General features: G+C 34.6%; 23 protein-coding genes. 19 read left to right on the forward strand and 4 right to left on the reverse strand.

The genetic code is table 11. From position 1 onward, the window contains the following. Positions 1–56 precede the first annotated feature (56 nt). The 3 genes from BUA03_RS00360 (at position 57) to BUA03_RS00370 (ending at position 2,693) form a co-directional block, all read left to right on the forward strand. Positions 57–1,022, forward strand: a complete 966-nt coding sequence (locus tag BUA03_RS00360; protein ID WP_066082998.1) for an electron transfer flavoprotein subunit alpha/FixB family protein — start codon at positions 57–59, stop codon at positions 1,020–1,022. A 147-nt stretch (positions 1,023–1,169) separates the two neighbouring features. Next, on the forward strand, positions 1,170–1,799 hold the full coding sequence (locus BUA03_RS00365) for a bifunctional nuclease family protein (RefSeq protein ID WP_066083187.1): 630 nt from the start codon (positions 1,170–1,172) through the stop codon (positions 1,797–1,799). A 69-nt stretch (positions 1,800–1,868) separates the two neighbouring features. Continuing rightward, the gene (locus tag BUA03_RS00370; RefSeq protein ID WP_066082999.1) at positions 1,869–2,693 is read left to right on the forward strand and encodes a thymidylate synthase; all 825 of its coding nucleotides are present in this window, start codon (positions 1,869–1,871) and stop codon (positions 2,691–2,693) included. Positions 2,694–2,718: 25 nt separating this feature from the next. On the opposite strand, the gene BUA03_RS00375 is transcribed toward BUA03_RS00370, so the two are convergent. Then, a complete protein-coding gene (locus tag BUA03_RS00375; protein ID WP_066083000.1) occupies positions 2,719–3,015 on the reverse strand; it encodes an isoamylase early set domain-containing protein in 297 nt (98 codons plus the stop codon). 237 nt (positions 3,016–3,252) lie between these two features. Here BUA03_RS00375 and BUA03_RS00380 point away from each other — a divergent pair, with 237 nt between their 5' ends. The 4 genes from BUA03_RS00380 (at position 3,253) to porT (ending at position 6,132) form a co-directional block, all read left to right on the forward strand. Beyond that, positions 3,253–3,600 (forward strand): 2TM domain-containing protein, encoded by a 348-nt coding sequence (locus BUA03_RS00380; protein WP_066083002.1) that lies wholly within the window; start codon positions 3,253–3,255, stop codon positions 3,598–3,600. Next, positions 3,597–4,079: a dihydrofolate reductase gene (locus BUA03_RS00385; protein WP_066083003.1), complete on the forward strand. Its 483-nt coding sequence runs from the start codon at positions 3,597–3,599 to the stop codon at positions 4,077–4,079. The genes BUA03_RS00380 and BUA03_RS00385 overlap by 4 nt, the downstream gene beginning before the upstream one ends. Positions 4,080–4,673: 594 nt before the next feature. Continuing rightward, positions 4,674–5,405, forward strand: a complete 732-nt coding sequence (gene ubiE, locus BUA03_RS00395) for a bifunctional demethylmenaquinone methyltransferase/2-methoxy-6-polyprenyl-1,4-benzoquinol methylase UbiE (RefSeq protein WP_066083005.1) — start codon at positions 4,674–4,676, stop codon at positions 5,403–5,405. Positions 5,406–5,427: 22 nt separating this feature from the next. Beyond that, on the forward strand, positions 5,428–6,132 hold the full coding sequence (porT, locus tag BUA03_RS00400) for a type IX secretion/gliding motility protein PorT/SprT (RefSeq protein WP_066083007.1): 705 nt from the start codon (positions 5,428–5,430) through the stop codon (positions 6,130–6,132). 49 nt (positions 6,133–6,181) lie between these two features. On the opposite strand, the gene BUA03_RS00405 is transcribed toward porT, so the two are convergent. Next, the gene (locus tag BUA03_RS00405) at positions 6,182–6,907 is read right to left on the reverse strand and encodes a TrmH family RNA methyltransferase (RefSeq protein ID WP_066083009.1); all 726 of its coding nucleotides are present in this window, start codon (positions 6,905–6,907) and stop codon (positions 6,182–6,184) included. Between the two features lie 37 nt (positions 6,908–6,944). Here BUA03_RS00405 and tamL point away from each other — a divergent pair, with 37 nt between their 5' ends. The 3 genes from tamL to accD all read left to right on the forward strand — a co-directional run bounded on the left by tamL (position 6,945) and on the right by accD (position 11,597). Then, positions 6,945–9,512, forward strand: coding sequence for a translocation and assembly module lipoprotein TamL (tamL, locus tag BUA03_RS00410; protein ID WP_066083010.1), 2,568 nt, complete (start codon positions 6,945–6,947; stop codon positions 9,510–9,512). Positions 9,513–9,573: 61 nt separating this feature from the next. Further along, the gene (gene fbaA, locus BUA03_RS00415; protein ID WP_066083011.1) at positions 9,574–10,641 is read left to right on the forward strand and encodes a class II fructose-bisphosphate aldolase; all 1,068 of its coding nucleotides are present in this window, start codon (positions 9,574–9,576) and stop codon (positions 10,639–10,641) included. A gap of 101 nt (positions 10,642–10,742) precedes the next feature. Further along, positions 10,743–11,597, forward strand: a complete 855-nt coding sequence (gene accD / locus BUA03_RS00420; RefSeq protein WP_066083012.1) for an acetyl-CoA carboxylase, carboxyltransferase subunit beta — start codon at positions 10,743–10,745, stop codon at positions 11,595–11,597. A 119-nt stretch (positions 11,598–11,716) separates the two neighbouring features. Here the strand turns inward: accD and BUA03_RS00425 are convergent, their stop codons facing one another. Further along, a complete protein-coding gene (locus BUA03_RS00425) occupies positions 11,717–12,967 on the reverse strand; it encodes an ABC transporter permease (protein WP_066083014.1) in 1,251 nt (416 codons plus the stop codon). A 197-nt stretch (positions 12,968–13,164) separates the two neighbouring features. Here BUA03_RS00425 and purH point away from each other — a divergent pair, with 197 nt between their 5' ends. The 6 genes from purH (at position 13,165) to rodA (ending at position 20,388) form a co-directional block, all read left to right on the forward strand. Further along, the gene (gene purH, locus BUA03_RS00430; protein ID WP_066083015.1) at positions 13,165–14,691 is read left to right on the forward strand and encodes a bifunctional phosphoribosylaminoimidazolecarboxamide formyltransferase/IMP cyclohydrolase; all 1,527 of its coding nucleotides are present in this window, start codon (positions 13,165–13,167) and stop codon (positions 14,689–14,691) included. Between the two features lie 53 nt (positions 14,692–14,744). Next, positions 14,745–15,773, forward strand: coding sequence for a rod shape-determining protein (locus BUA03_RS00435; RefSeq protein ID WP_066083017.1), 1,029 nt, complete (start codon positions 14,745–14,747; stop codon positions 15,771–15,773). Positions 15,774–15,874: 101 nt separating this feature from the next. Then, complete coding sequence (mreC, locus tag BUA03_RS00440; protein ID WP_066083019.1) at positions 15,875–16,699, forward strand: rod shape-determining protein MreC; 825 nt, start codon at positions 15,875–15,877, stop codon at positions 16,697–16,699. Then, a complete protein-coding gene (gene mreD / locus BUA03_RS00445) occupies positions 16,692–17,198 on the forward strand; it encodes a rod shape-determining protein MreD (protein ID WP_066083022.1) in 507 nt (168 codons plus the stop codon). Before mreC ends, mreD begins: the two co-directional genes overlap by 8 nt. Then, complete coding sequence (gene mrdA / locus BUA03_RS00450; protein ID WP_066083023.1) at positions 17,195–19,147, forward strand: penicillin-binding protein 2; 1,953 nt, start codon at positions 17,195–17,197, stop codon at positions 19,145–19,147. The genes mreD and mrdA overlap by 4 nt, the downstream gene beginning before the upstream one ends. A gap of 5 nt (positions 19,148–19,152) precedes the next feature. After that, entirely contained in the window at positions 19,153–20,388 is a 1,236-nt protein-coding gene (gene rodA / locus BUA03_RS00455; protein WP_066083024.1) for a rod shape-determining protein RodA, read from the forward strand. 392 nt (positions 20,389–20,780) lie between these two features. Here rodA and BUA03_RS00460 read toward each other — a convergent pair whose 3' ends face one another. After that, entirely contained in the window at positions 20,781–22,958 is a 2,178-nt protein-coding gene (locus BUA03_RS00460) for a carboxy terminal-processing peptidase (protein WP_066083025.1), read from the reverse strand. A 200-nt stretch (positions 22,959–23,158) separates the two neighbouring features. On the opposite strand from BUA03_RS00460, the gene surE reads away from it, so the two are divergent. The 3 genes from surE (at position 23,159) to lpxB (ending at position 25,398) form a co-directional block, all read left to right on the forward strand. Next, positions 23,159–23,938: a 5'/3'-nucleotidase SurE gene (surE, locus tag BUA03_RS00465; protein ID WP_066083027.1), complete on the forward strand. Its 780-nt coding sequence runs from the start codon at positions 23,159–23,161 to the stop codon at positions 23,936–23,938. Beyond that, entirely contained in the window at positions 23,931–24,203 is a 273-nt protein-coding gene (locus BUA03_RS00470) for a hypothetical protein (RefSeq protein ID WP_066083028.1), read from the forward strand. The genes surE and BUA03_RS00470 overlap by 8 nt, the downstream gene beginning before the upstream one ends. 82 nt (positions 24,204–24,285) lie before the next feature. Beyond that, positions 24,286–25,398: a lipid-A-disaccharide synthase gene (lpxB, locus tag BUA03_RS00475; protein WP_066083030.1), complete on the forward strand. Its 1,113-nt coding sequence runs from the start codon at positions 24,286–24,288 to the stop codon at positions 25,396–25,398. Positions 25,399–25,409: the final 11 nt, after the last annotated feature.

The raw sequence follows: 25,409 nt of genomic DNA on the forward strand, positions 1-25,409 counted from the left end.
ACGAACTTCCCTTTATGACTTTAGACCTTAAAACTTGAAGACTAAAATAAAATAGTATGTCAATATTAATATACGCGGAGTACGCAGAAGGAAAATTTAAAAAAGTAGCATTCGAACTGGCTTCTTATGCGAAAAAAGTAGCTGAAACATTAGGCACAACGGTTACTGCTGTAACGGTTAACGCAGGTGACGTTTCGGAATTAGCAAAATACGGAGTAGATAAAGTTTTAAAAGTAAACAACGATAAATTATCTGGTTTTACTGCAAAAGCATACGCTGATGTTATTAAACAAGCCGCAGAAAAAGAAAACGTAAAACTAGTTTTGCTTTCTTCTACAACGGATAGCATTTATCTTTCTTCACTTGTTGCCGTGGCTTTAGAAGCTGGCTATGCATCAAATGTGGTTGGATTACCACTTTCAACATCTCCTTTTCAAGTAAAAAGAACGGCGTTCTCTAACAAAGCATTCAACACCACTGAAATTGAAACTGAGGTTAAAGTGTTGGGCCTAGCCAAAAACTCTTATGGGATTTTTGAAACACCTTCAACATTAACGGAGGAAGATTTTAACCCATCTATTGGTGACAATGATTTTGGTGTAAAAGTAGAATCAGTTGAAAAAGTTTCGGGTAAAGTTTCCATTGCTGATGCTGACATCGTGGTCTCAGCAGGTCGCGGACTGAAAGGACCTGAAAATTGGGGAATGATTGAGGAATTAGCCACTGTTTTAGGTGCTGCAACCGCTTGTTCAAAACCAGTTTCTGATTTAGGTTGGAGACCTCACGGAGAGCACGTAGGACAAACTGGAAAACCAGTAGCTACAAACTTATATATCGCCATTGGAATCTCCGGAGCGATTCAACACATTGCAGGGATCAACTCCTCTAAAGTAAAAGTAGTTATCAACAGCGATCCAGAAGCTCCATTCTTCAAAGTAGCAGATTATGGAATTGTTGGGGATGCTTTTGAAATTGTACCGCAATTAATTGAAAAATTCAAAGCTTTCAAAGCACAGAATTAATAAGGAAATACAAATCATTACATTATTTAAAATGCTACTTAAATCAAGATATTTGTATCTTTGCTTTTAAGTAGCATTTTTTTTACTCAAAATGCTACTTACTTTTTATTAAAAAAAAGTACTTCGTACTTTCCCATTACAACAAATATGAGCTTAGTTAAATTATCTATAAAAGGAATTTCATACAGTCAAACTCAAAATGGAGCCTACGCTTTGATTTTGAATGAAGTTGACGGCGAAAGAAAATTACCTATCGTCATTGGTGCTTTTGAGGCTCAATCCATCGCCATTGCCTTGGAAAAAGAAATAAAACCACCACGCCCTTTGACTCATGACTTATTCAAAAATTTTGCGGAGCGTTTCGATATTGTGGTAAAACAAGTCATCATTCACAAGCTCGTGGATGGTGTTTTTTATTCCAGTATAATTTGCGAAAGAGATAAAATTGAGGAAATTATTGATGCAAGAACCTCCGATGCGATTGCGCTAGCGTTGCGTTTCAATGCTCCTATTTTTACGTACAAAAACATACTGGATAAAGCCGGAATTTATTTAAAAGCAAATCCTTTAGACCCTAATAAAGACTCTCAAGAAATTGACGATGTACTTTCTAACCCGGACACTTTTGGTCATGAGGAAGAGAGCAATCAGTCAGGCGAAACTTATGCTAAACACAGTCTACAGGAATTAAATGAACTACTCGACCAAGCAGTAGCCCATGAAGATTATGAGAAGGCAGCAAAAATAAGAGATGAAATTTCGAAGAGAGAATCATAAATTGACATTTCAGTTATTTGATAATTAGATTCCGAATAACCAATTAAAAAATTACCGAACCCACCAAAAATGAAGCAATATTTAGATTTAGTGCAACACGTTATGGAAAACGGTTGTCAAAAAGGAGACCGCACTGGAACGGGAACAAAAAGTGTTTTTGGCTACCAAATGCGTTTTGATTTGAACGATGGTTTCCCAATGGTTACCACTAAAAAACTACATCTAAAATCAATCATCTACGAATTGCTGTGGTTTTTAAAAGGCGACACCAACATTAAATACCTTCAAGAAAATGGCGTTAAAATTTGGGATGCGTGGGCTGATGCTAATGGAGATTTGGGACCGGTTTATGGACACCAATGGCGCAACTGGAACAGTGAGGAGATTGATCAAATTTCAGATTTGATACAAGAGCTAAAGACCAACCCAAATAGCCGTAGAATGCTAGTTTCGGCATGGAATCCTTCGGTACTTCCAGACACGGCAAAATCATTTGACGAAAACGTCGCCAACAATAAAGCGGCTTTACCTCCTTGTCACGCGTTCTTTCAGTTTTATGTTTCTGATGGCAAATTATCCTGTCAATTGTACCAGCGAAGTGCTGATATTTTCTTAGGCGTTCCTTTTAATATCGCCTCTTATGCCTTACTCACAATGATGATCGCTCAGGTGTGCGACTTACAACCGGGAGAATTCATTCACACTTTTGGCGACGCACACATTTACAACAATCATTTTGAACAACTCGAATTGCAATTGTCTCGTGAGCCTAAACCATTACCAAAAATGATTTTGAATCCCAATATAAAAGACATCTTCGCCTTTGATTATGACGATTTCACACTGGAAGGTTATGATCCGCATCCTCCCATAAAAGGCAGTGTTGCAGTATAATATAATAAAGAAAACGGTGTTTTAGTTAAACTACTAAAACACTGTTTTCATTTCCTGCAAACGCATTCCATTTAAAAGAATCGGCTTCAGGCTCATTAACAAAGACACCATCAATCAGGTATTTAAATTCGTAAGCAGCATCTTTATCTAAATCAAAAACACCTTTAAAGGTTCCGTTTTTTAATTTACTAAGGACACCTTCAGATTCATTCCAATTGTTGAAATCACCAATAACGGAAGCTTGATTTGCCCCTGCTGCTTTTACTGAAAAAGTAACTTTACAAACGGGCTTTGTTTTTACAAATTGTTTTTTAATCGACATAACTGTTTCATTTATAGGTTTCTGAAACAAAGTAAATAAAACATGTTGAAGTTACAATAGCCCGTACGAAGATTTAATGGAATACCTTAAACTATGTTAATTTATAAATAATTTAAGAATTATAAGGGATTAAAATTGCAATTCAAAAATGAGAAAACGTTTTCTTCCAAAATAATACAGAGCCAAAATAGCGACTTTCCAAAATAAATTTTATCTTTATAAACTAAAATAAGATCGATGGAAAAAGAAGTACACGAACAATACGAATATGCGAGGAGAAGAATAAAACAAAAAAAACGATTGTATTTTCATTTTGTCGTTTTCGTTTTAGGAAGTTTATTGCTATTCCTTGGACACAACTTTCTGAACAGCACCGTAGTTTCTGATTGGTATCTTTGGATAATTACATTCTGGTTGTTTTTATTCATACTGCATTTTATCAAAATTTTCATCACCGATCGATTTATGAATAAAGATTGGGAAAGAGAACAAATAGACCGACTTGTCGCTTTGCAGAAAAAGAAAGTGGAACAATTACAGATTCAGATAGAAAACGACGAACCTAATAATAGTACAAAACTATGATGATAATGATTGCGGCAGCTGCCGAGAATAACGCATTAGGAAAAGACAATAAAATAGTCTGGCATCTGCCAAACGATTACAAAAGATTTAAGCGACTAACATCTGGCCATCATATTATAATGGGGCGGAAGACTTTTGAAAGCCTCCAGAAACCATTACCAGACAGAATACATATTATTGTTACAAGACAAAAAGACTATCAAGTCCCAGGTTGTATAATTGTTGATAGTATTGAAAAAGCACTGCAAGCCTGTCCTCAAGGCCAAGATTCATTTATTATAGGAGGCGGCGAAATTTACACGATAGGACTTCCTCATGCTGATAAAATAGAACTTACCAGAGTACATGGAAGTTTTGAAGCTGATGCTTTTTTTCCTGAAATTAATGATACGGAATGGAAACTTGAAGCCTCCGAATTTAATGAAAAAGACGAAAAGCATAACTACGATTATACCTACCTCACTTTCATTAGAAAATAAAACAAAAAAACATCCTTTTTACGGGATGTTTTTTTTTAACCATTGATTTAAAGAAATGACCTAGTCTTGGAAGAGTATTTGATAACATAAAATAAAAATTACAAACACTAATAATGCTCCAGAAATGGAGATTATAATATTTGATGTTTTTTGAGAATACATCTCAAAAAAGCCTTTAATACCAAATACCACGAAGGTACTAAAGACGAAAAAAATTAAAATTTCCAAAAACAAATTTAATCCTAAGAACGTATGTTGCGCTTTAAATACAATACTGCTTTGTAAAACAGTACTTTCAAAACAGCTTACAAGAACAAATGAGATAAGTAGCGCTAAAAATATCCATTTGATTTGGCTCATCGACTCTTTTTTAATCATATAATATGGTTACTTTCTTAAACACCAAAATTGATTAATAAAAACTAGAGTTACAATACCCACTTTTAGTGATATTTCGATAAAAACCATTTTTTTTAATTTGCCAACTAAAGCTCCATAAAACCTGAAAAAAGAGTAAAAAAAAACTTGATTCTAATTTTTGAAACTCATTTTAAGTTCATCAAGTTTATCCTATATTTGTACAAACTAAAAAAGATGTCCGAAAAGATAACTCCCTATAAAGATTCTGCCTTAGGCAAAAAAGAACAAGTTGCTCAAATGTTTGACACTATTTCTGGAAATTATGACAATTTAAATCGTGTCATCTCTTTTGGAATAGACCTAAAATGGAGAAAAAAAGTATTGCAAATGGTCTCTAAATCCAATCCAAAAATAATTTTGGATATTGCAACCGGAACGGGAGATTTAGCCATTTTAATGGCGCAAACTAAAGCCGAAAGAATAATTGGTTTAGATATTTCTGCTGGAATGCTGGACGTAGGCAGGAAAAAAATTGCTCAAAAAAAGCTATCGTCTACTATTGAAATGGTTCTTGGCGACTCCGAAAACATGTCTTTTGAAGACAACTACTTTGATGCCATCACAGTTGCTTTTGGTGTTCGTAATTTTGAGACATTAGAGAAAGGATTAGCCGAGATCTTAAGGGTGTTAAAACCAAATGGTGTTTTTGTGATTCTAGAAACTTCAGTACCCGATAAAACTCCTTACAAACAGGGCTACAAATTTTATAGCAAAAACATTTTACCTATAATTGGAAAATTATTTTCTAAGGATGACGTTGCTTACGGATATTTATCAGAATCTGCGGCGGCTTTTCCTTATGGCGAGGCTTTAAACAATATTTTAAGAAAAATTGGGTTTATAGATGTTGTGGCGTTACCTCAAACTTTTGGCGTAGCTACTATTTATTCCGCTACAAAAAAATAATACTGAAGATTTTAGCATAAACATGAGAAAAATATTTGCCTTACTCTTTTTTGCCTGTATTCTAAATGGATATGCTCAAAGGTCTAAAAACATCTTTAGTAGATATCCAATTATTAATTTGGAGAATTTTCAAAAAAAAAGAGTGTATTATGGTTTTTACTTGGGATTCAATTCTTATGATTTTAAGATTGATTATAAAACAGAATCGCCTGATATTTTGGTCACAAAAACAACCGGTTTCAATGTAGGAATTATAGGTGATTTAAAATTACAGGAATACATTAACTTGCGATTTGAACCTGGACTGTACTATACCAAAAGGGATTTAAATTATCCGAATTTTTCCAACAGTGGAGATGCGTTAAGAGAAATAAATAGCACGTACATCCATTTTCCATTATTACTGAAACTCTCCTCGCTTAGAACTGGAAATATCCGTCCTTATGCATTGGGAGGCTTGTCTGCTACTCTAAATTTATCTAGCAATGCTAAAATAATGGATGATAATTTGCAGCAACGTTTTCGTGTAAAATCATGGACAACTAACTACGAGTTGGGTTTTGGAATTGATCTTTTCTCAGAGTACTTTATATTTTCACCTTCAATAAGAGGTGTTTTTGGTATCAGTGATGAATTAATTCGAGATAACGATCCGAACAGCCCATGGACAGGAAACATCGAGTCACTAAAAACCAGAGCAGTCTTTATCAATTTTTCTTTCCACTAGAAAGTCAATTCTAGTAGATTGGCTAAAGCATTCGTTTCATCACAATCAACTAAGCTCGGCGAAATTCACTTAGGACAATAGCCGTTGCGGTTGCTACATTCAAACTTTCTGTTTTTTGAAGATCCCCAAAGCGAGGAATGGTAAGGCGGTTTTGAACCAATTTTTCAAGTGAAGCAGAAATTCCATTGGCTTCATTACCCATAATTATAACTCCTTGCTCTGGCAAGACCGATTGATAAATGCTGGCTCCATCCATAAAAGTTCCAAAAATTGGCATTGTAGTCTGCGCCAAAAAAACATCCAAATTAATAAAATTCACATTGACTCTGGCGATAGAGCCCATAGTAGCCTGAACCACTTTTGGATTAAATAAGTCTACCGTTTCAGTTGAACATAAAACTTGCTGAATACCAAACCAGTCACACAAGCGCAATATAGTTCCTAAATTCCCAGGATCCCTAATCGAGTCAAGCGCTACGATCAAACCAGTTTGCACTATTGGTTTTTCCAAAGGCATTTTAAAAAGAGCCAAACATGAATTAGGCGTTGCCAACGCACTTATTTTCCTCAAATCATTTTCTGTAATGATGGTTTTTTTTTCGTTAAAAACTTGGTCGAAATCATTTTGAGTAGTGTACAAATGTTCCAAATCAAAATTAGAATCCAAAAGCTCCTGAATTCCTTTTACACCTTCGGCAAAAAATAATTTATTGGCAATTCTATATTTTTTTTGCTGCAAACTCGTTATAAGCTTTATTTGGTTTTTACTAACCATAAAATAATGTACTTTTGAATTAAATATTTTAGAACACTTGAAAAAAATTTATACAAAAATAACTGCATTTATCGTAATTGCAATACTAATTTGTGCATGTAACGCTGTAAAAAGAGTTCCAGAAGGAAAACTACTGCTTACGAAAAACGAAATTACAGTAAATGACAAAGTAATTAAAGATGAAAATGTTTTTAATCAACTGTACCAGAAACCTAATAGCACTTTACTGGGATATCGCTTGCGTTTAAATCTTTATAATCTTGCCAATCTCAATCCTGATTCAACGTACCGAGCTAAGTTTATAAATAATCCTGAAAAATTTAAAAGGAAATCAAAATGGTTGTCAGAGAAGCAAGTCAATCGCTTAGGCAAATCATTCTGGTACCACGGAATTCACGATTTTTTGAGAAGAACTGGCGAACCCCCTATAATTATAGACAAGGAAAGAGCAGACAAATCAGTACTCCGTTTGAAATACTACTATTTCAACAATGGTTTTTTTAATGTACGAGCTGCTTACACAATTGATACTTTGAAACTTAAAAAGGCGAAGATCAAATATACCATTACGTCCGGAAATGCCTTTTTTTTAGATTCGTTAAGAGCCACTATTGCAACCCCGGTTTTAGATTCTTTGTATCAAATAAACAAATTTAACACCTTTATAAAATCAGGCAACCAATATAAAACAGAAGATTTCGACAATGAAAAAAACCGCATCACCACAAATTTCAGAAATAATGGCGTTTACAACTTTCAGCCAAATTATGTAACTTTTGATATTGATACTATAAAAAAAGTGAATCAGGCAAACATCACCTTAATGATCGCTAATTACTCCTATCAAGACGGTGATTCTACTAAAACAGCCCCTTTTAAAATATACAAAATAAGTGATGTAAATATATACACTGATTATTCTCCAAGTTTAAACACCTTGAATATTAAAGATAGCACCACTTATAAAAATTTTAATTTGTACAGTCAGGAAAAGTTAAAATACAAACCGAAAGCTATTACTAATGCTATTTTTATCACTAAAGGTGGATTGTATGCAGACAATAAAACCGTTTTAACAACGCGCTATTTGAATAATCTTAAAATTTTCAATTATCCGTCAATACAATATGAAGTTGATAAAAGAGACACCACCACGCAGTCATTAATTGCCAAAGTATATTTGACTCCAAGGAAAAAATACAGTTTTGGTACTACGCTGGACGTAACGCATTCTAACATTCAGGATTTTGGTATTGGACTAAGTGTATCGGAGACGATTCGCAATGTATTTAATGGCGCGGAAACTTTAGAAATTGCAGCGCGTGGCAACATTGGCTCTTCGAAAGATTTGGCAAATCCAAAAAATAATTTCTTCAATGTTTCAGAATATGGTTTGGATTTAAAACTAAATATTCCAAGAATTTTTATGCCGTTTAATACCGACAAAATCATTGCCAAGAGTATGATTCCCTCGACTTTAATAACTGTTGGTTTTGCAAAACAAAGAAATATAGGATTAGACAAAGAGAATTTTACAGGAGCACTTTCCTATAATTGGACTCCAAAAATAAATCATACTGCACGATTTGATCTTTTTAATACTCAATTTGTACGAAATTTAAATCCGACGAATTATTTTAATGTTTACGGCTCCTCGTATAATGCTTTGAACGAAATAAGCAAAGCATACAATACAAATACTTCTTATTACAACAATGCCATCGATAAAGATTTACTAATTGAGCAAGGCACACGTGGTTTTACAAATGATGTTCTTTCAGGTAATGCTGCTTTTTTAAAACCATTAGAAGCTGCTGATTTCGAATCCGTAAAAAGCATCGAAGAACGAAGACTACGACTAACAGAAAATGACTTCATTCTAGCCACTAGTTTTACTTTTTCAAAGACAACCAAAAAAGATTTAACAGACAATAATTTTTATCTTTTCAAAACCAAAATAGAATCTGCAGGAACCATTTTATCTGCTTTTGCAAAAACCACAAATCAAAAGAAAAACGTTAATGGCAACTATGAAATATTCAATTTAGAGTATTCAGAATATGTAAAAACGGAATTTGACTACATTAAGCATTGGGATCTATCAAAAGAAAAAATTCTAGCCTTCAGATCCTTTTTTGGAATTGCCATTCCGTTTGGGAATTCTAATTATATTCCGTTCTCCAGAAGTTACTTCTCCGGGGGATCTAATGACAACCGGGCATGGCAACCCTATGGTTTAGGTCCAGGTAGCAGTGGTGCTTTGGATGATTTTAATGAAGCAAACATGAAGATAGCAATTAGTGGCGAATTCCGCTTTAAACTTTTAGGAAATTTAAAAGGGGCTATTTTTGCTGATGCTGGAAACATCTGGAACGTGTTGGATAATGTAGTGGATGAAAAGTCCACATTTACGAGCATCAGTGACTTGAAAGATATGGCATTGGGAACTGGATTTGGAATTAGGTATGATTTAAGCTTTTTTGTAATTCGTTTTGATTTAGGATTTAAAACCTACAATCCAGCTAATGAAACCAACAAAAGATGGTTTAGAGAATACAACTTTTCGAACTCCGTTTTAAATTTTGGAATAAATTATCCATTCTAATGCTAATTAATTCTTATTTTTGCAAAACTAAAAACTAAAAAAAATAACTAAAAAAAGTACAATGGCACACAACATAAAACCAGGCGTAGCTACAGGAGATCAGGTTCAGGAAATTTTTAATTATGCAAAAGAGAAAGGATTTGCACTTCCGGCGGTAAACGTTACGGGATCAAATACTATCAATGGAGTTCTTGAAACTGCAGCAAAACTAAACGCGCCAGTGATCATTCAATTTTCTAATGGAGGAGCACAATTTAACGCTGGAAAAGGACTCTCGAATGTTGGTGAAAAAGCAGCAATCGCTGGTGGAATTGCTGGAGCATTGCACATTCATACTTTGGCGGAAGCTTACGGAGCAACCGTAATCTTGCATACTGACCATTGTGCAAAAAAATTATTACCGTGGATTGACGGATTATTAGATGCATCAGAAGCACACTTTGCTAAAACCGGAAAGCCGCTTTATTCTTCTCACATGATTGATTTATCTGAGGAGCCTATTGAAGAAAACATCGAAATCTGTAAAGGATATTTAGCTCGAATGAGCAAGATGGGAATGACATTGGAAATTGAGCTTGGAATTACAGGTGGTGAGGAAGATGGCGTTGACAATTCTGATGTTGATAGTTCAAAATTATACACACAACCAGAAGAAGTTGCTTACGCATACGAAGAGCTTTCTAAAATAAGCCCACGATTTACAATAGCTGCCGCTTTTGGAAACGTACACGGCGTTTACAAACCTGGAAATGTGAAATTGACTCCAAAAATATTAAAGAATTCTCAAGATTTTGTACAAAACAAATTCAATACAGGACCAAATCCAGTAGATTTTGTTTTCCATGGCGGTTCTGGCTCTACTTTAGAAGAAATCAGAGAAGGAATTAGTTATGGTGTAATAAAAATGAATATCGATACTGATTTGCAATTTGCATTTACGGAAGGTATTCGTGACTATATGTTAAAAAATATTGACTATTTGAAAACTCAAATTGGCAATCCAGAAGGTGCTGATGCTCCGAACAAAAAACATTATGATCCAAGAAAATGGTTACGTGAGAGCGAAATCACTTTCAACACAAGACTGGAGCAAGCTTTTGCTGACTTGAACAACGTGAATACACTATAAAAATAGTATTCAGTGTACCGTATCCAGTTAGCAAAACTGACTATTGAATAGTAAAAACGGAACACTGAATATTGGATTACTGAACACTGAATACGACAAAAATGGCTTGGTTTAAAAGAAAAGAAAAAGGGATTACCACTGCTACCGAAGACAAAATGGACATTCCAAAAGGACTTTGGTACAAATCACCTACTGGAAAAATTATTGATGCCGACGAACTCGCGCGTAACTTATTTGTAAGTCCCGAAGATGGTTTTCACGTTAGAATAGGAAGTGCTGAATATTTCCAAATTTTATTTGACAATAATGAATTTGTTGAATTGGATAAAAACATGACTTCTAAAGATCCGTTGCATTTTGTGGATACAAAGAAATATGCCGATCGCCTAAAAGATGTTATGGAGAAAACCAAACTGAAGGATGCCGTGCGTACCGGAGTTGGAAAATCAAAAGGAAAAGAAATAGTGATTTGCTGTATGGATTTTGCCTTCATTGGCGGATCTATGGGTGCTGTTGTAGGAGAAAAAATTGCACGTGGAATCGATCACGCTATCAAAAATAACTTACCCTTTATAATGATTTCTAAATCAGGTGGAGCTCGAATGATGGAAGCAGCATACTCGTTGATGCAATTAGCCAAAACATCTGTAAAACTGGCTCAACTTGCTGATGCTAAACTTCCTTATATATCGCTTTGTACGGACCCTACTACGGGAGGAACTACTGCTTCCTATGCAATGTTAGGAGACATTAACATCTCTGAACCAGGCGCATTAATAGGATTTGCAGGACCAAGAGTAGTACGAGACACTACTGGTAAGGATTTACCAGAAGGTTTCCAGACTGCGGAGTTCTTACTTGAACATGGTTTCTTAGACTTTATAACACCACGAAAAGAATTGAAAGATAAGATTAACTTATACATCGACTTGATTCAAAACAACGTTATTCGATAAATAAAAATCCCGAGCAATCGGGATTTTTTGGTTAAACTAAATAGGCTACAAATTAAAACGGCTTTCAATTAAATTTGAAAGCCGTTTCTATATGCCTTTTAGAATGTGCAATGCCTGATTTACATCCCCGTTCTAATTGCTTCCACAGGATCTAATTTAGATGCCGCAATAGCAGGAAGAATTCCTGAGATCAATCCAATTGTTGCGGCCAATCCAGTTCCTAATATAATATTACCCATCCCTAAGACGAATTCGAAATCTAAAGCTTTTGTTAAAATAACAGAAATAATCCAAACCAATAAAAGTCCAATTACGCCCCCGATCACTGACAGGATTACTGCTTCAAATAAAAATTGAAACATAATAAATCGATTTTTGGCTCCTAATGATTTTTGGATCCCAATTAAATTAGTTCGTTCTTTTACCGAAACAAACATAATATTAGCAATGCCAAAACCGCCTACTAGTAATGAAAAACCGCTGATAATCCATCCCACAAGGTTCATTTGTCCCAAAATACCATCAATAAGATCGGTAAAACCGGAGAACACATTAATAAAAAAATTCTCAATCTCCCCTGCTTTCAAACCTCTAAAGCCTCTTAATTTTTGAGATATCTCACCTTTATAAGCTTCCATATCCACTCCTTTTTCCGGCTTGAAAATAATTACATTGGTTAAGGACGTATTATTATCCCCGTACAATTGTCGGACAAAATTAACCGGAATATAAGCAGACGTATCATTACTATCCCCAAATAAACCAGAGCCTTCTTTTTTAAGAACACCGATTACCGTAAAACGTTTGCCGTATAAACGCACATTTTTGCCAATGGGCTCGGCATCTTCAAACAAGGATTTTGCAATTTCATTCCCCAAGACAATAACAGTAGATCCAGAATTGGCTTCAGATTCATTGTAGAAACGTCCTTTTTCGAATTCAAGACCTTGAATGTCTATAAATTCATGAGAAACCGGAACAATATTAATGGCACTTACCGTTTTTGAATCATATTTAATTGACTCTCTTCTGGTAAATATCTGATATGCCATTTGGTCTGTATTAGTCATACTTCCTTTCATATAAGTATATTCATCATACTTAACATTGGGAAATTGCTCTCTTTTCCATTGTGGAATTTCAGAAGGACCAAAAGAAAACTTGATTAAATAAATGGTGTTTTTATCCAAACCGCTCAAATCTTTAGAAATTTTTCTATCCAATGAATCTACCGCAGCAAGTACTGCTATAATCGAAAAAATTCCTATCGTAACTCCTAACAAAGAAAGCAAGGTTCTTAACTTGTTATTTGTTAATGCATTCATTGCAAAACCAAAACTCTCTTTTAATAATCGAAGGTAAACTAGCATACAATCTGTTTTGTGTTAAAGTAAAATTCCATAAATATTAATCAAAAACCTAAAGAAAAAGTGTTTCGTGGTACTGCTAAGATATGATTTTGATCGAGCCAATGAAATAGCTACAAAAATTATAATTATCTCAATTTCAAATGGCTTAATTTTGACATTAAAAAACTATTTTTGCATTTTATAACAATAACTACATAATGAGCACAACTAAAACAATTCAATCGGCCTTAATCTCCGTTTTTTCGAAAGAGGGATTAGAACCTATAGTAAGACAACTAAACAGTCAAAATGTTACACTTTATTCTACCGGTGGAACAGAAGATTTCATAAAAAACCTTGGAATTCCAGTAATCCCTGTAGAAGATGTGACCTCCTACCCTTCGATTCTGGGTGGTAGAGTCAAGACCTTGCATCCTAAAGTTTTTGGAGGCATATTAAATCGCCAAGATAATGAAAGTGATGTTCAACAAATGCAAGAGTTTAACATTCCCCAAATTGACTTGGTTATTGTTGACTTATATCCTTTTGAAAAAACGGTTGCTTCGGGAGCAGCTGAAGCCGATATTATTGAAAAAATTGATATTGGTGGTATTTCGTTAATTCGCGCTGCTGCAAAAAACTTCAAAGATACTGTCATCGTAGCGTCAGTACATCAATATAGTTTATTGCTGGATATGATTACGGAGCAAAATGGCGCAACGACATTGGAAGACAGAAAATTATTGGCGACAAAGGCATTTCATGTTTCTTCTCATTATGATACTGCTATCTTTAATTACTTCAACACGGACGAGACCATTTATAAAGAAAGCATCGAAAATGGCCAAATTTTAAGATATGGAGAAAATCCACATCAAAAAGGATTTTTCTTTGGTGATTTTGAAGCTATGTTCAACAAAGTACACGGCAAAGAGCTGTCCTACAACAATTTATTAGATGTAGATGCTGCAGTAAATTTGATCAATGAATTTAAAAATGACGGCCCTACATTTGCCATATTAAAACACAATAATGCTTGTGGATTAGCAACAAGAACTACCATTAATGAAGCATATTTAGCCGCATTGGCTTGTGATCCGACTTCGGCTTTTGGTGGTGTTTTAATTTCCAATGTTAAAATTGATACAGCAACGGCTGTTGAAATAAACAAACTATTTTGTGAGGTTGTCATTGCTCCAGAATACGATCCAGAAGCAACGGTTATTTTACAGGAGAAGAAAAACAGAATTATATTAGTTCAAAATGAAGTAGCATTACCAGAAAAATTAGTGCGAACTTGCTTAAATGGAATTTTAGTTCAGGAAAGAAATAACGTTACTGACAATAAAGAAGCACTAAGAACCGTTACAACAACTGCGCCTACTGAACAAGAAATTCAAGATCTAATATTTGCTTCTAAAATTTGCAAAAATACAAAATCTAATACGATTGTTTTTGCAAAAGACGGCACACTTATTGCTTCGGGCACTGGACAAACCTCTAGAGTTGACGCCTTGCTTCAGGCCATTGAAAAAGCTAAAACTTTTGGATTTGACTTGCATGGAGCGTCGATGGCCAGCGATGCCTTTTTCCCTTTTCCAGACTGTGTGGAAATAGCGCATAAAGCTGGAATAACGGCTGTAATTCAGCCCGGAGGCTCGATAAAAGACGAATTCAGCATTAATTATTGCAACGAAAATAAAGTTGCAATGGTATTTACAGGAACTCGTCATTTTAAACATTAATTTGTTTAACTTTGTCCGTCACAAATTTATAACTTTTAACCCTTAAAAAACTTATGGGATTTTTTGATTTCATGACCGAGGATATTGCGATAGACCTTGGTACCGCTAATACTTTAATCATACATAATGATAAAGTTGTAATTGACAGCCCATCCATAGTAGCTAGAGATAGAGTATCAGGCAAAATCATTGCTGTAGGTAAAGAAGCAAGTATGATGCAGGGTAAAACACATGAAAATATTAAGACGATTAGACCCTTAAAAGATGGTGTAATTGCTGATTTTGATGCTTCTGAAAAAATGATAAGCTTGTTTATAAAAAGCATACCCGCTTTAAAGAAAAGAATGTTTACACCCGCATTACGAATGGTTGTTTGTATCCCTTCAGGCATTACTGAGGTGGAAATGAGAGCTGTAAAAGAGTCTTGTGAAAGGGTTAATGGTAAAGAAGTATATTTAATTCACGAACCTATGGCAGCAGCTATTGGTATTGGTATTGATATTATGCAACCTAAGGGAAACATGATTGTAGATATCGGTGGTGGAACAACTGAAATTGCAGTAATCGCCTTAGGTGGAATTGTATGCGACAAATCAGTTAAAATTGCTGGTGATGTTTTTACAAATGACATTGTATATTATATGCGTACCCAACATAACCTTTTTGTAGGAGAAACAACGGCTGAAAAAATAAAAATTCAAATTGGCGCTGCCATAGAAGATCTAGAAACTCCTCCCGAAGACATGTCAGTTCAAGGTAGAGATTTATTGACCGGTAAACCAAAACAAGTTGAAGTTTCATATCGAGAAATTGCTAAAGCATTAGACAAATCGATACAACGCATTGAGGATGCCGTAATGGAAACCTTATCTCAAACACCTCCAGAATTAGCTGCAGATATTTACAACACAGGTATTTACCTTGCCGGTGGAGGATCAATGCTAAGAGGTCTGGACAAAAGAATTTCTCAAAAAACAGACTTACCTGTTTACATAGCAGAAGATCCATTAAGAGCCGTTGTTAGAGGAACTGGCATGGCCCTTAAAAATATCGTGAAATTTAAAAGTATCCTGATAAAATAAGAAAAACTAAATTCTAAATTCCGATATATATTTGATAAAAATAGGCCTATTGGGATTTAGAATTTAACTTTTGATTTATTTAAAATATTTAATTTTAAACAATGCAGCAAATATTTAATTTTATTTTTAAAAACAGTAACAGAATACTGTTTTTGCTGCTTTTAGGGATATCGTTATCACTTACGATTCAGTCTCATTCCTTTCATAGAAGCAAAATAATAAGTTCTGCAAACTTTTTAAGTGGTGGCGTCTATGAAAAAGTAAACAATCTAAATGAGTATTTAAATTTAAAAACTCAAAATGATGCGCTTGCTCTTGAAAATGCCAAGCTCAAAAGCCTTCTTTTTAATTCTGAAGATACAACTTCCGCAAGAAAATTAGACAGCCTGAAAGGTGTCAAAGTAGAAGATCTAATTGTATCCAAAGTAATCCACAATTCTTATAATGTTTATGAAAATTACCTAACGTTAAATTCAGGTGAATTACAAGGCGTAAAAACTGATATGGGCGTTGTAAATAGCTTGGGTATTATAGGTATAATAGAAAACACATCTCCCAAATATGCCACTGTAATCAGCATTTTGAACAAAAGAACTCAGATCAATGCCAAAATTAAAAAATCCAATCATTTTGGTTCATTGAACTGGAATGGAAAAAGTACTGGTTTTGTACAACTGACCGATCTTCCAAGATTAGCATTGATAAAGATAGGAGACACCATTGTTACTGGAGGACAATCTGTTATTTTTCCTGAAAATATCAACATAGGGACAATAGCGAAGATTTATAGAGATACACAAACTAACTTTTACACCTTGGATGTTAAACTTTTTAATGACATGACCAATCTGGGCCATGTTTATATTATAAAAAGTAAAGATCGCGACGAAATTACTAATTTAGAAAAAAGAGAAAAAGATGAATAGCACCTTGTTAGTCAACATTTTCCGATTTATACTGTTATTAGCCATTCAGATTATCATATTTAACAACATGAATTTTTTGGGCTATATCAGTCCTTTTCCTTATATTTTATTCATCATATTGTACCCTGTAAATGGCAATAAATCTGGTTTAGTGGCGGCCAGTTTTTTACTTGGAATCATTATGGATCTTTTTAGTAATTCAGGAGGAACACATGCAACGGCGTGTTTAGTTTTGGCTTATTTTAGACCCTCAATTTTTAAGTTTGCCTTCGGATTGAGTTACGAATATCAAACTATAAAATTGAATGATGTTTTAACACCACAACGATTCTCTTTTATATTATTATCAGTAGTTATTCATCACTTTACCTTGTTTTTACTAGAAGCATTCCAGTTGTCTTATATCCTAGACACCTTAATAACAACATTATTAAGTACTGTATTCACCATTATAATATGCATTATCATCATATACCTTATTAAGCCCAATAAAAGATGAGAAAAGTCTTGTTGCCTTCTTTAATTATTCTTGCTACTTCTCTACTTGTGATGCGAATCTTTTATTTGCAGGTGGTTGACGATACCTTGAAATTAAAATCGGAAAATAATGCTATTAAAAAAAAATACGAGTATCCTGAACGAGGTTACATCTATGATAGAAAAGGGAAGTTATTGGTAGCTAATCAAGCGTCCTATGACATCATGGTAATACCTCGAGAAGTAAAAAAAATAGATACTGTAGAATTTTGCCAATTATTAAATATCACCAAAGAAGCTTTTATAAAAAATATTAAAAAGGCCAAAATATATAGTCCTCGCCTTCCCTCTGTTTTTTTATCTCAGTTAAACAAAAGTGAATTTGCTGCGTTTCAAGAAAAAATACGAAAATACGAAGGATTTTATGTTCAAAAACGTTCTCTTAGGGATTACGAAGTGGCTTTTGGCGCTAATGTTTTTGGATTTATAACTCAGGTGAATGAAAAATTAGTGGCTAAAAATCCATACTACAACAGTGGGGATTTAATAGGCCGGCAGGGTGTAGAGGAAAGCTATGAAGATCTTTTACGAGGCATTAAAGGGGTGAAATATATCCAAAAAGATAAATACAACCGCGAAATTGGCTCTTACAAGGATGGGAAATACGATACTATCGCTGTGCAGGGTGAAGATATTAATCTTACGATAGATGCGGAACTGCAAAAATATGGGGAAGAATTAATGATTAATAAAAGGGGGGGAATTGTTGCCATTGAACCTAGCACAGGAGAAATACTGGCCTTAGTTACCGCACCATCTTACGACCCTTCCATATTAGTGGGAAGACAACGATCTAAAAACTACACTGAATTATACCGCGATTCTATCGCAAAACCTTTATACGACAGAGGATTGTTGGCTGAATACCCTCCTGGTTCCCCTTTCAAAATTTTGACTGGTCTCGTTGCTCTTCAAGAAGGAGTAATTGACGAGAACACAACTGTCAGTTGTAATCATGGTTTTAGTTATGCTAGAGGTCGATTCATGCGCTGCCATTGCAGAGGTGGTGCCCTTCAATTGCACCGAGGAATTTATGAGTCCTGCAATTCCTATTTTGCGACAGCTTATATGAAAACCATAAATAAATATGCTAAACCGGCTCAAGCGGTTGACGTGTGGAGCAATCACATTCGAAGCTTTGGACTTGGACAATTTATGGGATACGATTTACCAACAGGTAAAAGAGGCAAAATACCAGATTCTAAAACCTACAAAAGAATTTATCCTAATGGTGGCTGGAGAAGTACTACAATTATTTCAAATTCAATAGGTCAAGGAGAGGTTGTGATGACGCCAATTCAACTTGCTAACATGATGGCAACAATAGCTAATCAAGGATATTACTATACTCCTCATATCATAAAAAGAATCGAAGGACATACAATTGATAAAAAATTCACAACCAAACATGTAACTACGATTGACAAAAAATATTTCAAACCAATTATAAGCGGCCTTTTTGATGTTTATAATATGGGTACCGCAAGCGCTCTTAAAGTAGAGGGAATTGACATTTGCGGTAAAACCGGAACTGCTGAAAACTTCGCAAAAATAGGAGGTCAAAGAGTGCAATTAAAGGATCATTCCATATTTGTAGCTTTTGCACCAAAGGACAATCCAAAAATCGCCATTGCCATTATGGTTGAAAATGGAGGTTTTGGAGCTACGATCGCTGGACCAATTGCCAGCTTGATGATTGAAAAGTACCTCCGTCAAAAGATTACAAGACTTGATTTAGAAAAAAGAATTCTTGCTACAAGTTTACAAAGTCAATATGCTAAACTAGGTGGACTTTCTGAGGCAGTAAAATTACAGTTAAGAATTAGCGATTCACTTCTAAAAAAGAAAACAGTAATTCCAACTGTCAAAGTAAAAATAGATTCTACAAAAGAGAAAAAACAAGCTATTTAATCCTGATGAAAAACCAAAGTGTAACAAATAATATTGACTGGATAAGCATAATCATTTATGCGTTGTTGGTTATTTTGGGTTGGCTAAACATCTATTCGTCTTCCTTATCATCTATGGAAGATACTTATGAAAAACAATTGATTTTCATCGTACTAACCATTCCTTTAATTTTTGTTGTACTATCGGTTGACGGGAAATTCTATGAGAAATACGCCAGTATAATTTTTGGGATTTCATTATTAACATTAGCGGGCTTATTCTTATTTGGTAAAACTATCGCAGGACAACGCTGTTGGTATGCCATAGGAAGTTTTACAATACAGCCCTCTGAATTTGCAAAAGCAGCAACAGCATTAGCTTTGGCAAAATATTTAAGCGATACCCAGATCAATCTAAAAGATGTGGCTCGACAATGGCAGGCTCTCGCAATCATCATATTACCTGTTCTGCTGATTTTACCACAACCCGATCCAGGAAGTGCATTAATCTATAGTATATTTATCATTGTTTTATACCGTGAAGGGCTTCCATCATGGTATGTTTGGACCGGCTTTGTAACTATTTTTTTGTTTGTATTAACGCTGGTTTTAGAGCCCCAATATGTCATTCTCATTGGATTGGCGGTTATTATTATTGTGCACTTGAAATCTCGATTAGCAGACAGAAATATCGTTCTAAGCAGTATTCTCTTCGTGCTAATTTCAGGATTCGTTCTCTCTGTGGATTATGTTTTCGACAATGTATTTAAACAACATCATAGGGATCGTTTCAACATCCTTTTAGGGAAGACTGTAGACATGAAAGGCATTGGATACAATACCAATCAATCTGAAATTGCTATAGGATCTGGCGGTTGGTTTGGAAAAGGATTTCTGGAAGGAACGCAAACTAAAGGAGGTTTTGTCCCTGAACAACATACCGATTATATTTTCACAACAGTAGGCGAGGAATGGGGCTTTGTTGGCTCTTTGGCTGTTATAGCTCTTTTCGCAGGTTTGTTACTTAGAATAATCTATTTGGCCGAAAGGCAAAAAACAAAATTCAGTAGGGTTTACGGGTATTGTGTGGCAGGTATTTTATTTATGCACTTTTTTGTGAATATCGCAATGGTTATTGGTATTTTTCCAACCATTGGAGTTCCGCTTCCCTTCTTTTCATACGGAGGTTCCGGTTTATGGGGATTTACAATATTACTATTTATATTCATAAAAATGGATGCAAATAAAGTGAACGAATGGTAGCTTGACAACTTTTAGTCCTACACGATTTATTGTAAAAAACATAAAATAACAGCCGTAAACCATCACCATTTAGACTTTGATAAGCACCTTTCAAAATCAGGTGACGTTACCTAGATCACTGCTACTATAATAAGCAATCCAAGAATTCTGATGGTGAGTTGAAAGAAATTACTATCTTAATGTAAACCAAATTGAGCGCGCTATATTTCTAAAAAAAAGAGGATTAGAGCTCAATTACAATCTGTAAATTCAGGACTGAAAAGACAGTAGTCAACTACCATCACAATCCAAATAAGCAATGAAATCCCAGTAATAAAATAAAAATGCCCTAGAAACTCAATCGAATTTCAAGGGCATTTATAAATTAAATCGTTACTAAAAAAAGGAAAATACTACGACTTTGCCAATTTGTCCTTTTTTATTTTTAAAGGCAAGCTATTTTTAGACACGGTTTTTGATTGCAGATCATCTAAAACGTTAAGTGCTTCTTCCACATAAATATCTTTTGATAATGCTTCATGCCATCTTTCTCTTTTCTCTTTCAAGGAAACATCTTTATTCATCGCATCCGTTTCATAAGGCAATGAAGTAAATGTCAATGCATTTTTATAATCTGAAATTGGTTTGTATTTTTTTGCTTTTTCTTCAATTTCAGATTGAGCAATTTTGAATTTATCAATGTTCAAACTGTAGACATTCTCTTCGCTTCTACTGTCAATCCACTTCGCATTTTCTTCAATTAATTGAAATTGCGAATTGGCACTAATTCTGTTTTTACTATTGGTAATCGCCTTATTAAAGTTCGCATTCTTATCCCAAACAGAATATTCTGCCTGATCTATTTTATCCCAAGGCATAGCATTGTCTACATCACGTTCGCCCATTTTCAAATAAGCATATCGATCCGGCATAACAACATCACTGCGTACCCCTTCTAATTGAGTTGAACCTCCGTTTATTCTGTAGAATTTTTGAGTTGTTGTTTTTATAGCGCCTAAATCTCCAACAGAGCTACTGCGAACAAATTGGTTCAGGTCAATCACATTTTGAACCGTACCTTTACCATACGTTTGCTTGCTACCAATGATTATCCCTCTTTTGTAATCTTGTATAGCAGCAGCTAAAATCTCAGATGCAGAAGCAGAGAAACTATTCACCATGATTACTAATGGACCGTCCCATTCGATCTTTTTGTCTCTATCATACAAAACCTCTTTTTTTCTGCCAGCAGATTTAATCTGAACAATTGGGCCTTGTTCGATAAACAATCCTGCAATATCAACTACAGTGGATAAAGACCCACCTCCATCATCACGTACATCCAATACAATTCCGTTTACACCTGCTTTTTTTAAACGATCTACTTCAATGGCAATATCTTTTCCAGCATCTCTTCCATCTGTATTTTCAAAATCAATATAAAATTTTGGTAAATAAATTACTCCATATTTCAATCCGTTTTTATTTACGATACTTGATTTTGCATAAGTTTCTTCTATTTCGACAATATCTCTAATTATGGAAATGACTTTGATGGTTCCATCTACTTTTTTAACGGTAAGCCGAACTTCAGAACCTTTTGGCCCTTTAATTTTCTTGACAACATCATCAAGACGCATCCCAACAACATCTACCGCCTCTGTATTTCCTTGAGCCACTTTCATGATCAAATCACCCGCTTCTAATTGCTTTCCTCTCCATGCAGGACCGCCAGAAATAAGCTCTGAAATCTCAGTCAAATCATTTTTTTTCTGAAGGCGAGCCCCAATTCCCTCTAATTTTCCGCTTATACTTACATCAAAACGTTCTTTCTCTTCTGCTGCAAAGTAGTTTGTATGTGGATCAAAACGCGCTGTTATAGAATTTATGTACACTGAAAACCAGTCGTTTCTATCTAAATCTTTTATAAATCCAAAATACTCATCAAGCGATTTACCGGAACTTTCTCTTGTTTCCTTTTCTAGAACATCAAAAGATTTTATAGTATACTTTTCATCATTCTTCTTTTTATCTTCTTCTAATTTCTGTTTATCAATGAGAGATGAAAGTGTAGACAATTTAATTTGCTTTCTCCATTTATCATTCAGTTCCGCAGCATTTTTAGGATAAGGTGCTTTCTCATAATCAATATTGAAACTTTCATCAATATTATAATCAAAAGGTTTATTTAAAACGTCTTTGTAAATGGCGGTACTTTCCTTCATTCTTTTCATCAAACGATCATAGGTCAAGTTGAAAAAGCTCAAATCTTTGTTTAATAGCTGATCGTCTAATTGCAATTCAAATTTTGAAAATTCATCAATATCAGATTGCAGAAAAAATCGTTTGGAAGGATCCAAAGCTTCAATATAATCTTTGTAAATCCCTTTTGAAAAAGCATCATCAATTGTTGCAGGACTGTAGTGTCCTTTTTCAATTACGAATGTCAACAGCTCTAAAAGCAATTTGTCTTTTTCAGGATCGGTTGCTTTTGGCGCATTCATTTTAAAAGCAAACAATGTCACCGAAATACATGCGATGACAAGAATAATTTTATAATTTCTTTTCATAAAGTTAAGAATAGTATTCATGAATTTTTTATTCTAAATTACGGTAAAAACTATACCAACTTTAGTAAGGCTCCCATAAATATTTGTTAAAGATATAAAAATGTTTTTTTTTATTATGGTAAATAATTCAAGATAACATATTTTTATCTTTTGTTCCTATATTAGCATTCAACGTATTTACATTTGCCATCGAAATCAACTTACTTTTTAACTTATTGATAATGAAAAAAACTAGACCTTTAATTTTAATAACGAATGACGATGGTGTATCTGCGCCAGGACTTAGAGCTTTAATATCGGTAATGGCCGAATTGGGAGAAATCGTGGTGGTTGCCCCAGACACTCCACAAAGTGCAATGGGTCACGCCATCACCATCAATAACACTTTGTATTTAAATAAAATCTCTAAGGATACAGATCCCTTTACTGAATACAGCTGCTCCGGAACACCGGTTGATTGTGTTAAGCTGGCGGTTAATGAAATTTTAAAACGAAAGCCAGACTTATGCGTTTCAGGTGTGAATCACGGCTCTAATTCTTCGATCAATGTCATCTACTCCGGAACAATGAGTGCTGCCGTTGAAGCTGGAATAGAAGGAATTCCCGCTATTGGGTTCTCGCTACTAGATTTTGATTGGAACGCCAATTTTGATGCTGTAAAATCTTTTATTCGAAAAATAGCGTTAGAAGTCTTAGAAAATGGATTGCCTGAAGGCGTAGTTCTGAATGTAAATTTTCCAAAATTAGAAGAAAAGGACATTAAAGGGATCCGAATATGCCGTCAAGCCAAAGCACTTTGGGTAGAAAAATTTGATAAGAGACAAACTCCTCAAGGAAGAGATTATTATTGGCTAGCGGGAGAATTTGTAAATCAAGACAATGGAGAAGATACAGATGAATGGGCATTAGAAAACGGCTTTATATCTATAGTGCCAGTGCACTTTGATCTGACCGCCCATCATGCCGTTCAGCAACTTAATACCTGGAAATGGAATGAATAAGAAAGATTTAGTGTTTGGATTTTTAATCGGATTAGCTACAACGCTAGTGGGATCTTATGTATTTATAACTTTTTTTACCGACTTTAAATTTATCGCGGGAATCCAAATCATGAAATCCCAAGGAAATTTAGGGAAAATTATCACATTAGGATCAGTGCTGACATTGATTGCATTTGGCATTTTACTAAAAATTAACAGAGAAATAATGGCACGTGGTGTGGTTTTAGCGATCATCGCATTGACGATACTTACTTTATTTATTTAAGTTTATCTTTGTAAACAAACAAACTGATACCGTTCAATATGGTTTCAACAGTTTACAGTTAGAAATTCGAAACCAAAAAAACATGAAATATTATATTATTGCGGGCGAAGCTTCAGGTGATTTACATGGTTCTAATTTGATGAAAGAACTGTATAAAAAAGACCCTACTGCTGAAATCCGGTTTTGGGGTGGTGATTTGATGATGAGCACCGGCGGAGTTTTAGTAAAACATTATAAAGAACTGGCCTTTATGGGTTTTATTGAAGTGCTATTTAATCTTAAAACTATTCTAGGAAACATCAAAACCTGTAAAAAAGACATTCTTGCATTCCACCCTGATGTTGTACTATTTATAGATTATCCCGGCTTTAATTTGCGAATTGCGAAGTGGGCAAAAGCGCTTGGAATGAAAACACATTACTATATTTCTCCCCAAATCTGGGCTTGGAAAGAAAGTAGAATTGCTGACATCAAAAGAGATATTGATAAAATGTATGTGATATTGCCTTTCGAGAAAAAGTTTTACGAGGACAAACATCATTTTCCTGTTGCTTTCGTAGGTCACCCATTGATTGATGCAATTCACAATCAAAAAAAAGTAGATCCCGCTCTTTTCAGGGAAGAAAATCAATTGAACGAAAAACCAATTATCGCTATTTTACCTGGTAGTAGGAAACAGGAAATTACAAAAATGCTTTCTGTGATGCTGAGCGTCGTTGCTGATTTTCCAGACTATCAATTTGTAATTGCTGGCGCTCCTAGCCAGGAATTCTCTTTTTACAAAGATTTTATTTCTAATGAAAACATAAAATTCATTGCTAACAAAACTTATGATTTATTGCAAAATGCGACTGCAGCATTAGTCACTTCTGGAACGGCAACACTAGAAACGGCACTTTTTAAAGTTCCTGAAGTAGTTTGTTACAAAGGCAGCTGGGGATCCTACCAAATTGCAAAACGAATCATTACACTCAAGTACATATCCTTAGTAAACTTAATCCTGGATGAAGAGGTGGTCACTGAACTAATCCAAGACGACTGCAACACCTCACGCATACGCGAAGAACTTCAAAAAATACTACAACCTGACCATCGCAATACGCTTTTAGAAAAATATGCGTTATTAGAAGAACAATTAGGCGGAATTGGCGCAAGCGAAAATACGGCCACACTCATTGTGAATGATTTAAAATAAGTTAACACTGA

Source organism: Flavobacterium fryxellicola, assembly GCF_900143245.1.
Classification (GTDB): domain Bacteria; phylum Bacteroidota; class Bacteroidia; order Flavobacteriales; family Flavobacteriaceae; genus Flavobacterium; species Flavobacterium fryxellicola.

Coding starts and splice junctions, on each gene's coding strand:
- BUA03_RS00360 (WP_066082998.1), top strand. CDS start 57: ATGTCAATATTAATATACGCGGAGTACGCAGAAGGAAAATTTAAAAAA.
- BUA03_RS00365 (WP_066083187.1), top strand. CDS start 1,170: ATGAGCTTAGTTAAATTATCTATAAAAGGAATTTCATACAGTCAAACT.
- BUA03_RS00370 (WP_066082999.1), top strand. CDS start 1,869: ATGAAGCAATATTTAGATTTAGTGCAACACGTTATGGAAAACGGTTGT.
- BUA03_RS00375 (WP_066083000.1), bottom strand. CDS start 3,015: ATGTCGATTAAAAAACAATTTGTAAAAACAAAGCCCGTTTGTAAAGTT.
- BUA03_RS00380 (WP_066083002.1), top strand. CDS start 3,253: ATGGAAAAAGAAGTACACGAACAATACGAATATGCGAGGAGAAGAATA.
- BUA03_RS00385 (WP_066083003.1), top strand. CDS start 3,597: ATGATGATAATGATTGCGGCAGCTGCCGAGAATAACGCATTAGGAAAA.
- ubiE (WP_066083005.1), top strand. CDS start 4,674: ATGTCCGAAAAGATAACTCCCTATAAAGATTCTGCCTTAGGCAAAAAA.
- porT (WP_066083007.1), top strand. CDS start 5,428: ATGAGAAAAATATTTGCCTTACTCTTTTTTGCCTGTATTCTAAATGGA.
- BUA03_RS00405 (WP_066083009.1), bottom strand. CDS start 6,907: ATGGTTAGTAAAAACCAAATAAAGCTTATAACGAGTTTGCAGCAAAAA.
- fbaA (WP_066083011.1), top strand. CDS start 9,574: ATGGCACACAACATAAAACCAGGCGTAGCTACAGGAGATCAGGTTCAG.
- accD (WP_066083012.1), top strand. CDS start 10,743: ATGGCTTGGTTTAAAAGAAAAGAAAAAGGGATTACCACTGCTACCGAA.
- BUA03_RS00425 (WP_066083014.1), bottom strand. CDS start 12,967: ATGCTAGTTTACCTTCGATTATTAAAAGAGAGTTTTGGTTTTGCAATG.
- purH (WP_066083015.1), top strand. CDS start 13,165: ATGAGCACAACTAAAACAATTCAATCGGCCTTAATCTCCGTTTTTTCG.
- BUA03_RS00435 (WP_066083017.1), top strand. CDS start 14,745: ATGGGATTTTTTGATTTCATGACCGAGGATATTGCGATAGACCTTGGT.
- mreC (WP_066083019.1), top strand. CDS start 15,875: ATGCAGCAAATATTTAATTTTATTTTTAAAAACAGTAACAGAATACTG.
- mreD (WP_066083022.1), top strand. CDS start 16,692: ATGAATAGCACCTTGTTAGTCAACATTTTCCGATTTATACTGTTATTA.
- mrdA (WP_066083023.1), top strand. CDS start 17,195: ATGAGAAAAGTCTTGTTGCCTTCTTTAATTATTCTTGCTACTTCTCTA.
- rodA (WP_066083024.1), top strand. CDS start 19,153: ATGAAAAACCAAAGTGTAACAAATAATATTGACTGGATAAGCATAATC.
- BUA03_RS00460 (WP_066083025.1), bottom strand. CDS start 22,958: ATGAATACTATTCTTAACTTTATGAAAAGAAATTATAAAATTATTCTT.
- surE (WP_066083027.1), top strand. CDS start 23,159: ATGAAAAAAACTAGACCTTTAATTTTAATAACGAATGACGATGGTGTA.
- BUA03_RS00470 (WP_066083028.1), top strand. CDS start 23,931: ATGAATAAGAAAGATTTAGTGTTTGGATTTTTAATCGGATTAGCTACA.
- lpxB (WP_066083030.1), top strand. CDS start 24,286: ATGAAATATTATATTATTGCGGGCGAAGCTTCAGGTGATTTACATGGT.